Origin of the sequence: Streptomyces sp. NPDC101181 (genome assembly GCF_044767975.1) — a bacterium.
Lineage (GTDB): Bacteria > Actinomycetota > Actinomycetes > Streptomycetales > Streptomycetaceae > Streptomyces.
Window position 1 is genome coordinate 165,217 of record NZ_JBIWOX010000007.1, and the last position, 14,797, is coordinate 180,013.

The following is a 14,797-nucleotide window of genomic DNA, read 5'->3' on the forward strand; positions in this document are numbered from 1 at the left end:
ACCACCGGTATCACCGGAGTGAGCTGGAGGCAGACATGGGCAGGATCGTCGTGGGCGTGGACGGATCCGACGCATCGATCAAGGCACTGCACTGGGCGGTACGCCAGGCCGAGCTGACCGGCGCCACCGTGGAGGCGGTGAACAGCTGGGAGTACCCCGCGACCAGCTGGGCCTCGATGATGCCGGGCATGCCGGAGGACTTCGACCCGCAGACCCTGGCCACGGTCTCGCTGAACGAGGCTCTGGAAGAAGCCCTCGGCGGGGAGGGCGCGGCCGCCGTCAGCAAGATCGTGGTCATCGGCAACCCGGCGCAGGCCCTCCTGGACCGCGCGCAGGGCGCCGACCTGCTCGTCGTGGGCGCGCGCGGCCACACCGGTTTCAAGGCCACCCTGCTCGGTTCCGTCAGCCTGCACGTCACCCAGCACGCACCGTGCCCGGTGACGGTCGTACGCGACTGAGACGCCGAGCGGTACGGACGGCCCGGCCGGGCCCGGCGACCGAGGCGACGACGGTACGCGGGTGAGGTGCCGGGCCCGTACGGGCCACACGACTGCGGCGCCGGGTCCGTACGGGACGGGCGTGAGGCGACGGGTCCGTACGGGACGGGCGTAAGGCAGCGGCGGACTCTGACCGCAGCGGTGTCCGACAGGACCTTTCGGCAGGTCAGGGGTGGGCGCCCGGATAAGCGGGGGCCGTTGTCAGTGGGGGCTCCTATCGTGTGGGCATGACCCCAGCTCTGTTCGGGCGCGACCACCCCTCAGGCGTCCTCCGTGCGGAGATCGCGCGGGCGACGGACAGCCACGGCGGTCTCGTGCTCGTCACGGGCGAGGCCGGGATCGGCAAGACCACCCTCGTCACCGACGCCGCGCACGAGGCCCGTCGTCGCGGTGCGCTGGTGGTCGGCGGCTCGTGCTGGGACTCCGACAGCACCCCGGGCTACTGGCCCTGGGTGCAGGTGCTGCGCGCCCTGCGCCGGTCCGCCACGGCGGCGGAGTGGGCAGCGGCCCAGGAGGCCTCGGACGGCAGGCTCGGCGTGCTCCTCGGCGACCCGGGCGCGGGCACACACGGCTCCCCTGTCCCTCACGGGAACGCGGAACCCCTGACAACGGGGCCCGGGGCGGGCCCCGGACCGGGGACCGGAGCCGGCCCCGCCACGCCAGCCGGGACGCCAGCCGGGATAGCAGCCGGGTCAGGGGCGGTGGTCGGCCTCGGAGCGAGTGCCGGGCCAGGGGCGGCTGCTGCGTCGGGGGCGGGAATCGGGGCCGTGGAAGGCGTCGGGGCCGTGGAGGTCATCGGGGCGGGTGCCGTCCTCGGGTCGGGTGGCGTGGAGGGCGTCGAGGCGTTCGGGCTGTTCGACGCGGTGACCACCGCCCTCGTCACGATCTCCCAGAGCAGGCCGCTGGTGGTCGTCCTCGACGATCTGCACAGCGCCGACCCGGCCTCGCTGCGCCTGCTCGAATTCGCCGCCCAGCACGCCTGGTTCGAGCGGCTGCTGCTCGTCGGCACCTACCGGGACGTCGAGGTGGACGCCCCCGGTCACCCGCTCCAGGCCCTGATCCTCCCGCTGGTCTCCCGCGCCTCGACGACACTCACCCTGACCGGCCTCGGCCGGGCGGAGGTGGGCGCGCTGATGACCGTGACGACCGGCCGCGAGCCCGCGCCCGCGCTGATCGACGAGGTGCACCGGCGGACCGGCGGCAACCCCTTCTTCGTCGAGCAGACCGCCCGGCTCTGGCACAGCGGAAGCCCGGTCTCCACCATCCCGCCCGGCGTGCGGGAAGCGGTCCGGCAGCGGCTCGCCCTGCTGCCGGACCCGGTCGTCTCGCTGCTGACGGCCGCCGCGGTGCTCGGCCGGGAGTTCCGCCGCCAGGTGCTGGCCGTGGTGCACGGGGCGCCGGTCGCCCACGTCGACCGGCTGCTGGAGTCGGCGGTCGTCGCCCGTGTCGTCGTCCCCCGCCCGTCCGGGCAGTACGCCTTCGCCCACGACCTGCTGCGCGAGACGTTGTACGCCTCCCTGGGCGACGAGGAGGCCCGCCGCCACCACGCCGACGTCGTACGGGCCCTGGACGCCCACGGAGGTTTCGACGCCGCGGTGCACCCCGGCGACCTCGCCCGGCACGCCCATCTGTCGGGCGGTGAGCTGGAGCGCGACCGCCGGATCGACCTGCTCCTGGCCGCCGCCCGGGACGCGTCGGGGCGGCTGGCCGAGGAAGAGGCCCTCAGTCACTACCGACGCGCCCTCACCGTCGCGGACACGGCCGACGAGGGCCCCGACCCCCGGCGCACGGCACTGATCTGTCTGGACCTCGCCGGGCAGCTCCGGCACGCCGGGGAGGAGGCCGAGGCGCGGCGGCACCTGGACCGCGCGGTCGACCTGGCCCGGGAGCTGGACGAACCGGAGCTGCTGGCCCGGGTGGCGATCACCCTCTACCGCGACGGGTCGCTGGGCGGCCGTGACGCCTCGGCGGGCGGTCTCCTCGCCGAAGCGCACCGCAGGATCACCGGCAAGGAGGGCCAGGACGGCGTCTCCGACGACCGGCTCGCCCAGGAGCTGGCCATCCACATCATGGCGCTGGCGCGGAGCGGATCGGACGACGAGGCCCTCGCCTTCTCGCTCTGGGCCCGCCACGACTCCGTCTGGGGTCTCGGCTCGGCGGTCGAGCGGATCGGGCTGACCGACGAGATGACCGTCGTCGGCCGCCGCACCCAGCACCAGGACATGGAGCTCCACGCGACGTCCATGCGGTGGGTGGCCCTGCTGGAGCTGGGCGACCCAACCTTCCTCGACCAGTTCCGGGCGTTCGTCCGGCTCGCCGAACGCACCGACCTGCCCCGCTTCGCCCTGAGCGTCGCCGTCGACAGCAGCCTCATCGCCTCGCTCCAGGGCCGGTTCGCCGAGGCGGCCGCCGCGCTCGACGACGACTCGCTCGACCCGGACAACAACGACCACGCGGCGTTCGGCTTCATGGGACACCACCTGCACTGGGCCCTGCACCTGATCCAGGGGCACTTCGCCGAAGCCGAGGAGGTCCTCGCCGGGCTTCCGAGCCGCGGATACCCGCACCCCGCGCTGCTGGACGCGGTCACCGCGGTGGAGCAGGGCGACGCCACGCCGGGCCTTCGGCTGGTCGCGGAGCACGAGGAGCGCGCCGCCCCCTACCCGCGGGCGTTCATGCCGCTCTGGCTGCGGCTCCTCGCCCAGACGGCCGCGGCCACCGGCGACCCGCGTCTCATCGCCCGCGCGGAGGACGAACTCACCCCCTACACCGGCCAGTGGGTCGTCTCCCTGTACGGCTGCGACATCGGCGGTCCCGTGGACCTCTGGCTCGGGATGCTCGCCGCCGCCCGCGCCGACCGGGACGAGGCGGTGGCGGCGCTCACCGAGGCCGCCGCCTCGGCGGACCGGCTCGGCGCCCGCCCCTGGGCCGTACGCGCCCGCCTGCACCTGGCCCGCACCCTGCTCGCCCACGCCGACACGAACGGTGCGGACGACGCCCGTCAGGCACGTCGGCTCCTCACCGCCGTGGTGCGGGAGGCGAAAGAACTGGGGCTGGACCACCTGGCCGCCGAGGCCGCCACCCTCCTCGGGCGCCCCGATGCTCACGCTCCCATCACCCCCGAGACGCCCGTCCCACCCACCACTGTCCTCGGCCCGATCGGCCCCATCCTGTCCAACGTCTCCGCCCTGTCCGACTCCGCCATGCTGTCCAACGCCTGCGCCGATCCCGGTGCCCCCGCCGGGACCCCCTTCACCGCCGAGGACCACCCCGGGGAGCGAGACCCCGGCCCCACCCCCGAGCCGCATTCGGCGTCAGGGGAGGAACCGGAGTCAGGACCGCCCCCACAGCAAGCACCCGCACCGGAGGCGAGACCGGCACCGAACTCAGCGCCGGGGCCGGATGCCGAGCCAGGTCCAAGGCCAAGCCCCGAGTCAGGGCCGGGGTCAGGGCCAGCGCCGGAGAACGGGCCGGGGCGCGGCGTCGGGGCGTCTCCCTCGCCCACCGCCGAGTTCCGCCGGAACGGGCCGGTTTGGCAGCTGTGTTGGGACGGGGTCACCGTGCACGTACCGGATGCCAAGGGCCTGCGCGACCTGCACAGCCTCCTCGGGCAGCCCGGCGCCGACATCCCGGCCGCCCACCTGCTCGCGCCGGAGGGCGGAGGGCTGGTCGTCGCCGCCGGGCAGCTCGGCGGCGACCCGGTGCTGGACGAGGAGGCCAAGCGCCAGTACAAGCGACATCTGGACCGGCTGGACGCCGAGATAGACCGAGCCGCGGCCCGGGACGACGTCCGGCTCGTCGAGAAGTACGACCGGGAACGTCAAGCCCTCCTCGACGAACTCCGCACCGCCGCCGGTCTCGGCGGCCGCACCCGCCGCCTGGGCGACCAGACCGAGCGGGCCCGCAAGACGGTCACCGCCCGGATCCGCGACACCCTGCGCAAACTGGACGCCCTTCACCCCGCCCTGGCGGACCACCTCAAGGCGTCCGTGACGACGGGAACGACCTGCGCCTACCGCCCCGCCCACACCCCGCGCTGGCGACTCTGACCCGCAAGCACCGCACCCCCGGACGGATCCAGCCGGACGTTCAGCGGCGGAGGGCCGGGCGCTAAGCCCGAACCGCGCCCCCGGGCGGATCCGTCCGGGCGGGGCGAGCCGCCCCTCCCCGGCCCCGCCATCAGCCGCCCCCCTCCACCTTCGCCGGGCCGGGCCGCACCGGCCGACCGGCCGGTCCCGGGCGTCGTCGGTCACTTGCGGTTGTAGAGCCGCATCGTCGCCGCACCGAAGACCACCAGGAACACGGCGGACCAGCCCAGCGTCCAAGCGGTGTCCGCGGCGGGCCAGTTGCCCGCCATCAGCTCGCGCACCGCCGTGGCGAGGTGGGTGACCGGGCTGTTGTTCACGAAGGCCTGGAGCCAGCCCGGCATCGTCCCCGGATCGACGAAGACGTTGCTGAGGAAGGTCAGCGGGAAGATCACCATCATGCTGACGCCCATGACGGACTTCTCGGTCCGCAGCAGCAGGCCGAACATCGTCCAGATCCAGGAGAACGCGAACGAGAACAACACCAGCAGACCGACCCCGGCGAGCACACCGATGGCGCCGCCCTGCGGGCGGAACCCGATGATCATGCCGACGGCGAGCATCACCGCGGACGCCAGCAGATAGCGCAGGACGTCACCGAGCAGATAGCCGACCATCGGTGCGGGTCGCCAGATCGGCAGGGTACGGAACCGGTCGAAGACGCCCTTGGCGATGTCGGTGTTGACCGCGATCCCCGTGTACATCGTGATCATCACGACGCTCATCACCATGATGCCGGGCAGCAGGAACTGGATGTACTCCTGCGTGGAGCCCGCCAGAGCCCCGCCGAAGAGATACGTGTACATCAGGACCAGCATGATCGGGAAAGCGGTGACGTCGAAGAGCTGTTCCGGCACATGCTTGATCTTCAGCATGGCGCGCCAGCCGAAGGTCACCGACGCAGACAGGGCGCTGGGCCTCGGCGGGCGGTCGTGGCCCACCAGGAGCGCGGAGAGCCTCTCCCGGTCCGGATCGGCCAGCGCGATGTCTTCCAGCTCCGTCTTGGCGGTCGCGGTGCTCATGCCGCCACTCCCTTCTTGTCCGTGAGTGCGAGGAAGACCTCGTCGAGGCTGGGCTGTCCCAGCGAGAAGTTGTCGACCGTGATGCCGCACCGGGCCAGCTCGGCGAGAGCCCGTCCGGCCTGTTCCGAGGCGCCCTGCTCGGTGCTGTGCCCGTCGACCCGGGCGGTCAGGGCCACCGGGTCCGCGTCCAGCTGGACCACCGCGTCCAGCGCGGACGCCAGGATCTGCTGGGCCTCGGCCCGCTGGTCGGCGTCCCGCAGCCGCAGGTGGACGGTGCCGGATCCGACGGAGGCCTTCAGCTCGCCCTTGGTGCCCTCGGCGATGACCCTGCCGTGGTCGATGACGGCGATACGGGAGGCCAGTTGGTCGGCCTCGTCCAGATACTGGGTGGTGAGGAGGACCGTGGTGCCGTGGGCGACGACCGCCCGCACGATGTCCCACACCTGGTTGCGGCTGCGGGGGTCGAGTCCGGTGGTCGGCTCGTCCAGGAACAGCACGTCGGGGGTGTTGAGGATGGACGCGGCGATGTCGATACGCCGCCGCATACCACCGGAGTAGTTCTTCACCTGCTTCCCCGCGGCCTCGCTCAGCCCGAATCCTTCGAGCAGCTGGGCCGCCCGGTCGCGGGACGCGGGCTTGGAGTGCCCGAGGAGACGGCTCAGCAGAACGAGGTTCTCCGCACCCGTTAGGTCCTCGTCCACCGAGGCGTACTGCCCGGTCAGACTGACCCGGCTGCGGACCGCGTCGGCGTCCTTCACCACGTCCTTGCCGAACACCCGGGCCGTTCCGCCGTCGGGCCGCAGCAAGGTCGCCAGCATGCGGACGGTGGTGGTCTTCCCCGCTCCGTTGGGTCCGAGGACGCCGTAGACGGTGCCGGTCGGGACGGCCAGGTCGACGCCGTCCACCGCGCGGTTGTCGCCGAAGACCTTCACCAGCCCCGCGGTCTCGATGGCCAGTTCAGTACTCATGATCCATTCCTTGGAGGTCGTCTGTTCAGGGTGCGATGCGCTTCGGCCCGGTGTGCCGGGGTCAGGAGACGTAGGGGCGGGTGGCCCGTGCCTCGCGCAGCGCCCAGCCCCACCAGCCGAGCTGGTCGAGCATCAGTCCCACGGCACGGTCCCGTCCGCCGTCCCCGGGCCGGCCTTCCAGCGGCTGCTGGAGGAAGTCGAGGGCGACCCCGTTTCTCAGGGTCACCGTGTGCAGCTCGGTGAAGACCGAGCGCAGCTGCTCCACCGCGTACAGCCCGGCGGAGCCGTGTCCGTAACTCACGAACGCGACCGGCTTGGTCTGCCACTCGTCGTAGGCGAAGTCGATGGCCTGTTTCAGCGAGGCGGGAAACGAGCGGTTGTACTCCGGGGTGATCACGACATAGGCCTCGGCCTCGGCGATCGCCTCGGTGAACTCCGTCATCTGTTCCGTGGCCCGCCCGGGGTAGTGCACGGGGAAGTCGAACGCGGCGAGATCCAGGACGGCGAGCTCCAGCTCCGTCCGGCCCCGGGCCCGTTCCAAAAACCAGCGGCCGACCGCGTCGCCGATCCGCCCCTCGCGCGTACTGCCGATGATCACGGCGACCCGCAGCGGATCGCCGGTGCCCGCGATGCCACCGTCACCACTGCTGCTGCCCGCGTCCTCATCGATCCCGTCGTCCGTGATCACTCGCTCCTCCTCCCGCTTTCCTCACCCTGTGGGCGCGAGACGGCGAGGCGCGGCCGCCAGATTGAATCTGGCGGCCGCGCTCGTGCACGAGCGGGCCGGACGCGGAGCCTCGCACGGCAGGCTCCGGGCCCTCAGGTCCCGGCTCCCGGCCCTCAGGTCTCCCGGCTGTAGAGCGTGTAGAACGTGACGACGAGGACGCCCGCGCCCACCGCCAGCCCCAGCCCGGCCGACCGCAGCACACTGGTGTCGGTGAGGCTCACCAGAAAGCCGATCGCAGAAGCGGTGAGCGCTCCGTACGCCACCGCCCGCAGCACGAGCGGCAGGGACCGCTGGGTCCGGCCCAGCGCAAAGCAGAGCGCTGCCAGGGCGGCGCCCGAGACGAGGCCGAGCAGAACCTGCCCGCCGGTGCTGGGGCCGCCGTCGCGGCGGATGAAGGCCGCGTAGAAGCCGTAGATCACACCGAGCACCAATGGCAGCGCCCAGGCGAGCGTGGTGCGGCGGCGGGGCCGTGCGTGCGCCCGGGGGGTCCTCCGGCCGGGCATGGCTGCGTGTGTGGCCATCGCGGACAGCTCCTTCCGTCGCCCCCCGTCCCTCCAGAGCACACCCGCCCGCACCGCCCGGCAACTCGAATGGCCTACGGTCCGGAGCGGGCCGACTCCGTACGGGATTCCCTGGTGGGGTGCGGACCCTTCATTCAGCGATCTCAGCGACCTCGACTGCCCTCTCGGCGGTCCTGCTCGTGCTGCTCGCCGTCCTGGTGCCGTTCAGCGCGCTCTCCGCCTGGGTCGACCTGGAGATCGACGACACCGACCGGTACGTCGCCGCCGTCTCCCCGCTCTCCTCCGACCCGGCGGTGCGGTCCACCGTCACGGAGGTGATCACCGAAGAGGCGATGAGCCAGATCGATCTCGGGCCGCTCCAGGACACGGTCCGGGACTTCCTGCACGAGACCGTGCGTTCCTTCACGACCACCACGGCCTTCGGTAAAGCCTGGGACACCGCGAACCGAGGCGCCCACGGCGTGGTGGAGGACGCGCTGAACGGTGACGGCGGCCAGTCCGTGCGCATCGATCTGGCACCGGTCATCGACCAGGTCAAGCAGGAACTCGTGCGCGACGGGGTGCCGTTCGCCGACCGGATCCCGGTCCAGCGGACGGAGATCACCGTGCTAGGCCCCGACCAGGCCGACAGCCTCAGGGCCTCCTTGCGGTGGCTGCGCTACTGCAGCATCTGGCCCGCGGTGGCCACCGTGGTGCTCCTCGTCCTGGTGGTGGGCCTCGCCACGGTACGGCGTGGGGCGCGGAGAGGGCTGTGGGTCACCGCGGTGGTGGGCGGCGGACTGGCGCTCGGTGCGATCGTGCTCCGGATCGTGGTCGCGGTCGGCCGGAGCCGGGCGCTGGAGGAGGCACCGGGTCAGGACCGTGACGCGGCCGCCGCGGTCGTCGACGCCCTGACCGCTTCGCTGCGGACCACGGTGTGGGTGGTGCTGGCCGCCGGTGCTGTCCTGCTCGTCGGCGCGCTGCTCACCCGTCTCCTCCTGGGACGCCGAAAGCCTCGGCCCACCGCCACGCGGAGCTGACACGGGGTACGGAAACGGAGTCGGGCGGCTGTTTCACGTGAAACAGCCGCCGAGGCGAAGGGCCCCCGCCGCCATGCTCCTCAGCGCTCCGATCGCTGCTCCGGAGTGCCCGGTCACTGCTCCGGCGGGCGTCCCTGAAGGCGTTCCATCTCGCGGCGGTCGCGCTTGGTGGGGCGACCCGCGCCCCGGTCCCGTACGGGGACCTGGATCGCCAGCTCACGCGGAGGCGGAGGCGGACTGTTGTCGATGTAGCACTCCACGGCCACCGGGGGCCCGACGCGCTTCTTCACGATCTTCGAGACGACGACCACCCGGTCCCGCCCCGCGTGCCGCAGCCGTACCTCGTCGCCGACGCGGACGATCTGGGCGGGCTTGGCCCGCTCCCCGCCGACCTTCACATGCCCCGCCCGGCAGGCGGCGGCCGCCTGGGAGCGGGTCTTCGTCAGCCGGACCGACCAGATCCACGCGTCGACCCGGACGCTCCCCGCCGCCTGTGGTGCGTCACCGGAAACCATGGGTCCGACTGTAATGCGACGCGCTCGCTCCGGTAGGGCGTCCGCATCCTCCCCCGGTGCGGAACGCCCACGCGAAGGCGGACCCGGCTTCGCGCCGAGTCCGCCTCCAGGGCCTTCCCGAGTCTCCGCACGTCTCCGGAGGCCGCCGGTGTCCCCGGCCCCCTGTCGCCCCCTCTCGACAGAGGCCGGATCACACGCCGATGTCGCGCCCGTCCTTGCGCCAGACGGCGACGACGGAGGGGCGAACGATCTTGCCGGGTCCATCCGGCCAGCTGCTCGCGGGCTTGTCCACGGTCGCGCCGTCGACCTCGCCCGGGTGCTGGACGGCGACCAGGACGCGGCGGTCCTGGATGACGGGACCGCAGGTCTCCGCTCCGGTCGGCACGGTCAGGAACTGCTTCAGCTCGCCCCGTCGGTCACCCTGCGTCGCCACGCCGAACAGGCCGTCGTGGGATCCGAGTTGGTTACCGTCGGTCGAGATCCACAGGTTGCCGTACGCGTCGAACGCCACGTTGTCGGGACAGGAGATGGGGCTGACGCTCTCCTTGGGGAAGCCGGCGAAGTACGTCGCCGGGTCGTCCGGATCGCCCGCGACGAGGAAGAGCCGCCAGGCGAACCCGTCGCTCGTCGGGTCGTCCCAGTTCTCCGCGAGCTCCAGGATCTGACCGTGCTTGTTGGCGTTGCGCGGGTTGGCCTCGTCCGCCCCAGGTTTGCCCGCCTTGCCCCGGTCGGTGTTGTTGGTGAGCGCCACGTAGACCCGGCCGGTGCGCGGGGAGGGCTCGATGTCCTCGGGGCGGTCCATCTTGGTCGCGCCGACCTTGTCACCGGCCGCACGGGTGTAGACGTACACCTCCTCGGCGGTCATGCCGGGGACGTGCGAGGTGGTGCCGGTGGCCAGCGGGATCCAGACGCCGCTGCCGTCGAACTCACCGTCGGCGGGAAGCTTTCCGGTGCCGTCGATCTCCGTGGCCGGGGAGTCGCCGGTCAGCTTGGCGACATACAGCGTGCCCTCGTCCAGCAGCGTCAGGTTGTGCTCACGGGCGGCCCGCGAGTTGCCCTTCTTCATCCGCTTGCTGGAGACGAACTTGTAGAAGTAGTCGAACCTCTCGTCGTCGCCCATGTAGACGACCGGGCGGCCGTCCGCGGTCAGCCGGGGCTGGGCCGCCTCGTGCTTGAACCGGCCCAGCGCGGTCCGCTTGCGCGGGGTGGAGTCCGGGTCGTACGGGTCGAGTTCGACGACCCAGCCGAAGCGGTTGGCCTCGTTGGGCTCCTTCGCCAGGTCGAACCGGCGGTCGAACCGCTCCCACTTGCGCTCGGTAGCGCTGGTGCCGATCCCGTACCGCTTGTGCATGGCGGTGGTGCCGTTGGCGAAGTACTGGTTGAAGTTCTCCTCACCGTGCAGCGTGGTGCCCCAAGGGGTCGTACCACCGGCGCAGTTGTTGAGGGTGCCGAGCACCTTGCGGCCAGAGCGATCGGCGGACGTCCGCAGCAGGGTGCTGCCCGCGGCAGGTCCGGTGAGGCGGAATTCACTCGTGACGGTGAGACGGCGGTTCAGCGGGTGACGGCTGACCGCTCCCAGCTTGCCGGTGCGGTGCTCCTCCTGGACGACGACCACAGACAGTCCGTGCGCGGCCCAGGCGATCTCCACCTGCTCGCGGGTCGGGTTGGCCGGATCGTAGCCACGGAACATGATCACCTCGTCCGTGTACTCATGGTTGGCGACCAGGACCTGACGGCCGCGCTCCCCGCGCAGCGGCAGCAGGGAGAGGAAGTCGTTGTTGTAACCGAACTGGCCCGCCTGCGCCTTCGCGGTCTGCTTGTCCGGGTCGAACGCGGGCGCCCCGCGCAGGATCGGGTCGCCCCACCGGATCACCACGTTCTGGGCGTAGCCGTCGGGGACGGTCACCTTGTCGTTCGTGTTCGGCGCGACCGGCGCGAACCGCAGGCCGCGGGCGCCGGAGGAGCCCGGTTTCTGCGGCGGCCAGGGTTTACCGTGGCCGTGTCCGGCGAGCGCCGCGGCCTCCGCCTGCGGGGCGTTCGGGCCGGTCAACGCGGCCGCGCCGGCGGCGGAGGCGACGGTGACCACGGCGGCGGCGCGCATCATCGAGCGGCGGGACAGCGCACCGGCGATGATGTCACCGGCGTACGCGTTGTCACTGGTGTTGGGCGTCTCCTTGAAGCAGGCGTCCCCGCAGCGGAAGCGGCAGGTCAGCGCGGAACGCCCACCCGGATGCGAGCTGATGAGCGGCAGCAGATTACGCACGTGGATTCCCTCCGTCTATGTACTCGTGCGTGACGGTAGGGGCGGCTCCACGCGACCCGAGGGACTTCCGATGAACAGAGGGTGAAGTCCGGACCACCGCTGTTTCCGCGAGGTGGTCCGGTGGACACGGCCTGAGACGGACCACGGGCACGCTCGGGGATCACTGTCGGCTCGGTTGACGCGGGGGTGGGCCGCACCGGCGAACGGCCGGATCCGGCCGCTAACCTTACGTATCCGTCCTGGCCAGGGATGAATTCCTCCAGGTCGGACATTCACCGCACCCAACTCATGCGAAAGGCCTCGCCCATGGGCATTCGGAGCTTGCTGCGCAAGGTGTTCGGCCGCACGGAGCAGGACGAGCCGGCCACGGCCACCGTCCCGCCCCAGGCCGAGCGCACCCAGCCCAAGGAGGCGGAGCAGGAGACCACTTCGGCGGCCGGGTCCGCGGCGGAACCGGAGGAGCCGAAGGCGTCCATCCCGGCCCCGGCCTCGCCGGCGTCCCCCGCCACCCCGGCCGCCCCCTCCGCCGCGGACACCGGCGGCGGCTCCGCGGAGCGCGGCGGCTCGCGCGCCGCCGACCTGGTGGCGGAGGCCTTCGACAAGGCCGCCGCCCCGGCCAGGCCGACGCCGACCGTCCCCGCGCAGGGCTCCGCCCCGGCGGCAACACCGGAGGGACGCTCGGAGGGGACCACGCCCGAGGCGACGAAGCCGACGGAGTCCGCGGCTCCGGTCCCGGCCGCAGCGGCTCCGGAGGCGATCACGATCGACTTCGACCTCGACGAGGCCCCGGTCTCCGTGCCTGCCCAGAAGCCGGAGCCGAAGCCGGAGCCGGAGGCCACACGCGCGGCCCCGTCGGAAGCCGGGCCCGAAGCCGGGCCGGCGCCCGCCTCACCGGCCGAGCCGGAGATCCGGGACTCGTCCGGGCGGGAGCCCGCACCCGCGCCGGAAGCGGCCGTCGCGCCCGTGCCCTCGCCCGTTCCGATGCCGGAGCCCGCGGCCACCGTGGACGCTCCCGTCGCGGAAGCCCCGGAGGCCGCGCCCGAGACCGACAAGACCCCTGAGACTCCCAAAACCCCGCAGGCCCCGCAGGCCCCTGAGGCCCCCCAGGCAGCGACAGCCACCCCGGCCGCCGCCCAGTCCGCCGAGATCACCGAGTCCGCTGGGACGGAGCCCGAAAGCCTCGGCACCACCGGACCCGAGACCGCCGTCTCCGGCGCCGCTGACGCCCCTGTCGTCGCTCCCGCAGCCGCCCCCGGCAAGCCCGCCACCACCCTCGCGCGGGTCCGGTCACGGGCCCCCCGGCTCGTCGCCCCGTACAAGACGGCGCAGGCGGCGCTCAAGGCGCACGGGCTGACCGGGCTGCGCGCCCGCGTCTACCTGGTGCTCGACCGCTCCGGCTCGATGCGGCCGTTCTACAAGGACGGCAGCGCCCAGCACCTGGGCGACCGGACGCTCGCGCTCGCCGCGCACCTGGACGAGGACGCCAGCGTGTCCGTCGTCTTCTTCTCGACCGACATCGACGGCACCGGCACGATCGAGCTGTCCGGCCACGAGGGCCGCGTCGACGAGTTGAACGCCGGGCTCGGCCGCCTGGGCCGGACGCACTACCACCGCGCGATCGAAGAGGTCGTCGCCCAGCACGAGAAGGCGGGGGCCACCGGTCCGGCGCTCGTGATCTTCCAGACGGACGGTCCGCCGGACGCCAAGCAGGCCGCCCGTCAGGCGCTCGCGGAGGCCGCGCGGCTGCCGCTGTACTTCCAGTTCGTCGCCTTCGGCGAGCAGGACGGGAAGGGCTTCGACTTCCTGCGGAGGCTGAACCTTCCGAACGCCGGGTTCTTCCACGCGGGCCCGACCCCCCGGGAGATCGCGGACGCCGAGCTCTACCAGGCGGTGCTGGCCGGTCTGCCCGCCTGGACCGCCGCTCGCGGAGCCGCCCGCGGGGTCTGAGCCCCGTCGGCCGGCAGCCGCACGGTCACGGCGAGACCGCCGCCCTCCGGGCACGGTACCGCCGTGACCGTCCCGCCGTGAGCCGTCGCGATGGACCGTACGATCGACAGCCCGAGGCCCGACCCCGGGCCCATCCGGTCCCGTCCCTCGCCTCGCCGGAACGGCTCGAAGAACTCCGCTATGTCGGCCTCGGAGACCACCGGCCCGGTGTTGCGGACCAGCAGCGCGCCGTCCTCGGTCAGCGAGACCTCCACCGAGCCGCCCGGCACGTTGTACGTGACCGCGTTGGCCAGCAGGTTCGCCACCAGCTGGGCGAGCAGCAGCCGGTTGCCGCGGACCCGGCAGACGGCGGCCGCGACGCGCACGGCGGCCCCTTCGCCGTCCTGTGCCCGCGCCTCCGGGCCCTCCCCGGCCTTCGCCTCTGTCGCTGTCAGCCCCGCCCCCGGGCAGCGGGCCGTCTCCTCCCGCACCACCTGGTCGAGGCGGACCTCCTCCCGCTCGTCGGAGGCCAGGCCCCGTTCGCTGCGGGCCAGGACGAGCAGCCCCTCGATGAGGCGCTCGCTGCGCCGGTTGGCGTCCAGCAAGGTCTGCCGGGTGGCGGCGAGGTCCGCGGGGGACGGATCGTCCAGGCCGATCTGGATCGCGGCGCGCTGGGTGGCCAGCGGGGTGCGCAGCTCGTGCGAGGCGTTCGCGATGAACCTGCGCTGACTGTCGAACGCCTTCTCCAGCCGGTCCAGCAGCGCGTCCAGCGTCTCGCCCAGTTCCCTCAGCTCGTCGTCGGGCCCGCTGGAGGCGATCCGCTCGTGCAGGGTCCGCTCGGAGAGGCTGCGGGCCTTCGCGGTCATCGCGTGGACGGGCCGCAGCACCCGGCCCGCCGTCCACCAGCCCACGCCGACCGCGCCCGCCGTCATCACGAGCAGCGCGGCGAACGACCAGTACATGAGCTGCTCGCCCGCCGCGTCGCTGACGTGGTCGGTGAGTTCGTACACGGTGGGCCCGCCGTTCGGGCCGCGGACGATGAGCGGCCCGTTCACGGTGTACCCGGGCGGCAGTTCCACGGCGGAGGACGCGATGGCCCGCGCCTCGGTCTCCGTACCGGCGCGGGAGGCCAGGTTGACGGTGGCCAGCAGAGCGGTGCCGAGCACCAGGAAGACCCCGCCGTACACGAGGGCGATGCGGGTCCTGATCGTCGAGTGCGGCAGCTTCGACGCGTCGAGCAGCCTCCGCGCCACG

At 72.8% G+C, this 14,797-nt stretch carries 11 protein-coding genes; 4 read left to right on the plus strand and 7 right to left on the minus strand.

The window, feature by feature from the left end; all coding sequences use genetic code 11:
* The first annotated feature begins 35 nt into the window (after positions 1–35).
* Both ACIRRU_RS13305 and ACIRRU_RS13310 read left to right on the plus strand, forming a co-directional pair.
* Entirely contained in the window at positions 36–458 is a 423-nt protein-coding gene (locus tag ACIRRU_RS13305; protein ID WP_363202984.1) for a universal stress protein, read from the plus strand.
* 266 nt (positions 459–724) lie between these two features.
* The gene (locus ACIRRU_RS13310) at positions 725–4,546 is read left to right on the plus strand and encodes an AAA family ATPase (RefSeq protein ID WP_403679395.1); all 3,822 of its coding nucleotides are present in this window, start codon (positions 725–727) and stop codon (positions 4,544–4,546) included.
* 200 nt (positions 4,547–4,746) lie between these two features.
* Here ACIRRU_RS13310 and ACIRRU_RS13315 read toward each other — a convergent pair whose 3' ends face one another.
* The 4 genes from ACIRRU_RS13315 to ACIRRU_RS13330 all read right to left on the minus strand — a co-directional run bounded on the left by ACIRRU_RS13315 (position 4,747) and on the right by ACIRRU_RS13330 (position 7,820).
* Positions 4,747–5,604 carry an ABC transporter permease gene (locus tag ACIRRU_RS13315; RefSeq protein WP_403679398.1) on the minus strand — a complete coding sequence of 286 codons (858 nt, stop codon included), beginning with the start codon at positions 5,602–5,604 and terminating at the stop codon, positions 4,747–4,749.
* Complete coding sequence (locus ACIRRU_RS13320; RefSeq protein ID WP_403679400.1) at positions 5,601–6,572, minus strand: ATP-binding cassette domain-containing protein; 972 nt, start codon at positions 6,570–6,572, stop codon at positions 5,601–5,603. The genes ACIRRU_RS13315 and ACIRRU_RS13320 overlap by 4 nt, the downstream gene beginning before the upstream one ends.
* Positions 6,573–6,633: 61 nt before the next feature.
* Positions 6,634–7,242, minus strand: coding sequence for an NADPH-dependent FMN reductase (locus ACIRRU_RS13325; RefSeq protein ID WP_403679640.1), 609 nt, complete (start codon positions 7,240–7,242; stop codon positions 6,634–6,636).
* Between the two features lie 170 nt (positions 7,243–7,412).
* Positions 7,413–7,820 carry a hypothetical protein gene (locus tag ACIRRU_RS13330; protein ID WP_403679402.1) on the minus strand — a complete coding sequence of 136 codons (408 nt, stop codon included), beginning with the start codon at positions 7,818–7,820 and terminating at the stop codon, positions 7,413–7,415.
* 119 nt (positions 7,821–7,939) lie between these two features.
* Between ACIRRU_RS13330 and ACIRRU_RS13335 the strand changes: the two genes are divergently transcribed.
* Entirely contained in the window at positions 7,940–8,839 is a 900-nt protein-coding gene (locus ACIRRU_RS13335) for a hypothetical protein (RefSeq protein ID WP_403679404.1), read from the plus strand.
* 113 nt (positions 8,840–8,952) lie between these two features.
* On the opposite strand, the gene ACIRRU_RS13340 is transcribed toward ACIRRU_RS13335, so the two are convergent.
* Entirely contained in the window at positions 8,953–9,354 is a 402-nt protein-coding gene (locus ACIRRU_RS13340; protein WP_403679405.1) for an RNA-binding S4 domain-containing protein, read from the minus strand.
* Positions 9,355–9,544: 190 nt separating this feature from the next.
* Positions 9,545–11,617, minus strand: coding sequence for a PhoX family protein (locus tag ACIRRU_RS13345; RefSeq protein ID WP_403679408.1), 2,073 nt, complete (start codon positions 11,615–11,617; stop codon positions 9,545–9,547).
* A 306-nt stretch (positions 11,618–11,923) separates the two neighbouring features.
* Between ACIRRU_RS13345 and ACIRRU_RS13350 the strand changes: the two genes are divergently transcribed.
* Complete coding sequence (locus ACIRRU_RS13350; RefSeq protein ID WP_403679411.1) at positions 11,924–13,564, plus strand: VWA domain-containing protein; 1,641 nt, start codon at positions 11,924–11,926, stop codon at positions 13,562–13,564.
* Here ACIRRU_RS13350 and ACIRRU_RS13355 read toward each other — a convergent pair.
* The gene (locus ACIRRU_RS13355) at positions 13,498–14,796 is read right to left on the minus strand and encodes an ATP-binding protein (RefSeq protein ID WP_403679414.1); all 1,299 of its coding nucleotides are present in this window, start codon (positions 14,794–14,796) and stop codon (positions 13,498–13,500) included. The two genes, ACIRRU_RS13350 and ACIRRU_RS13355, sit on opposite strands and share 67 nt — an antisense overlap.
* Position 14,797: the final 1 nt, after the last annotated feature.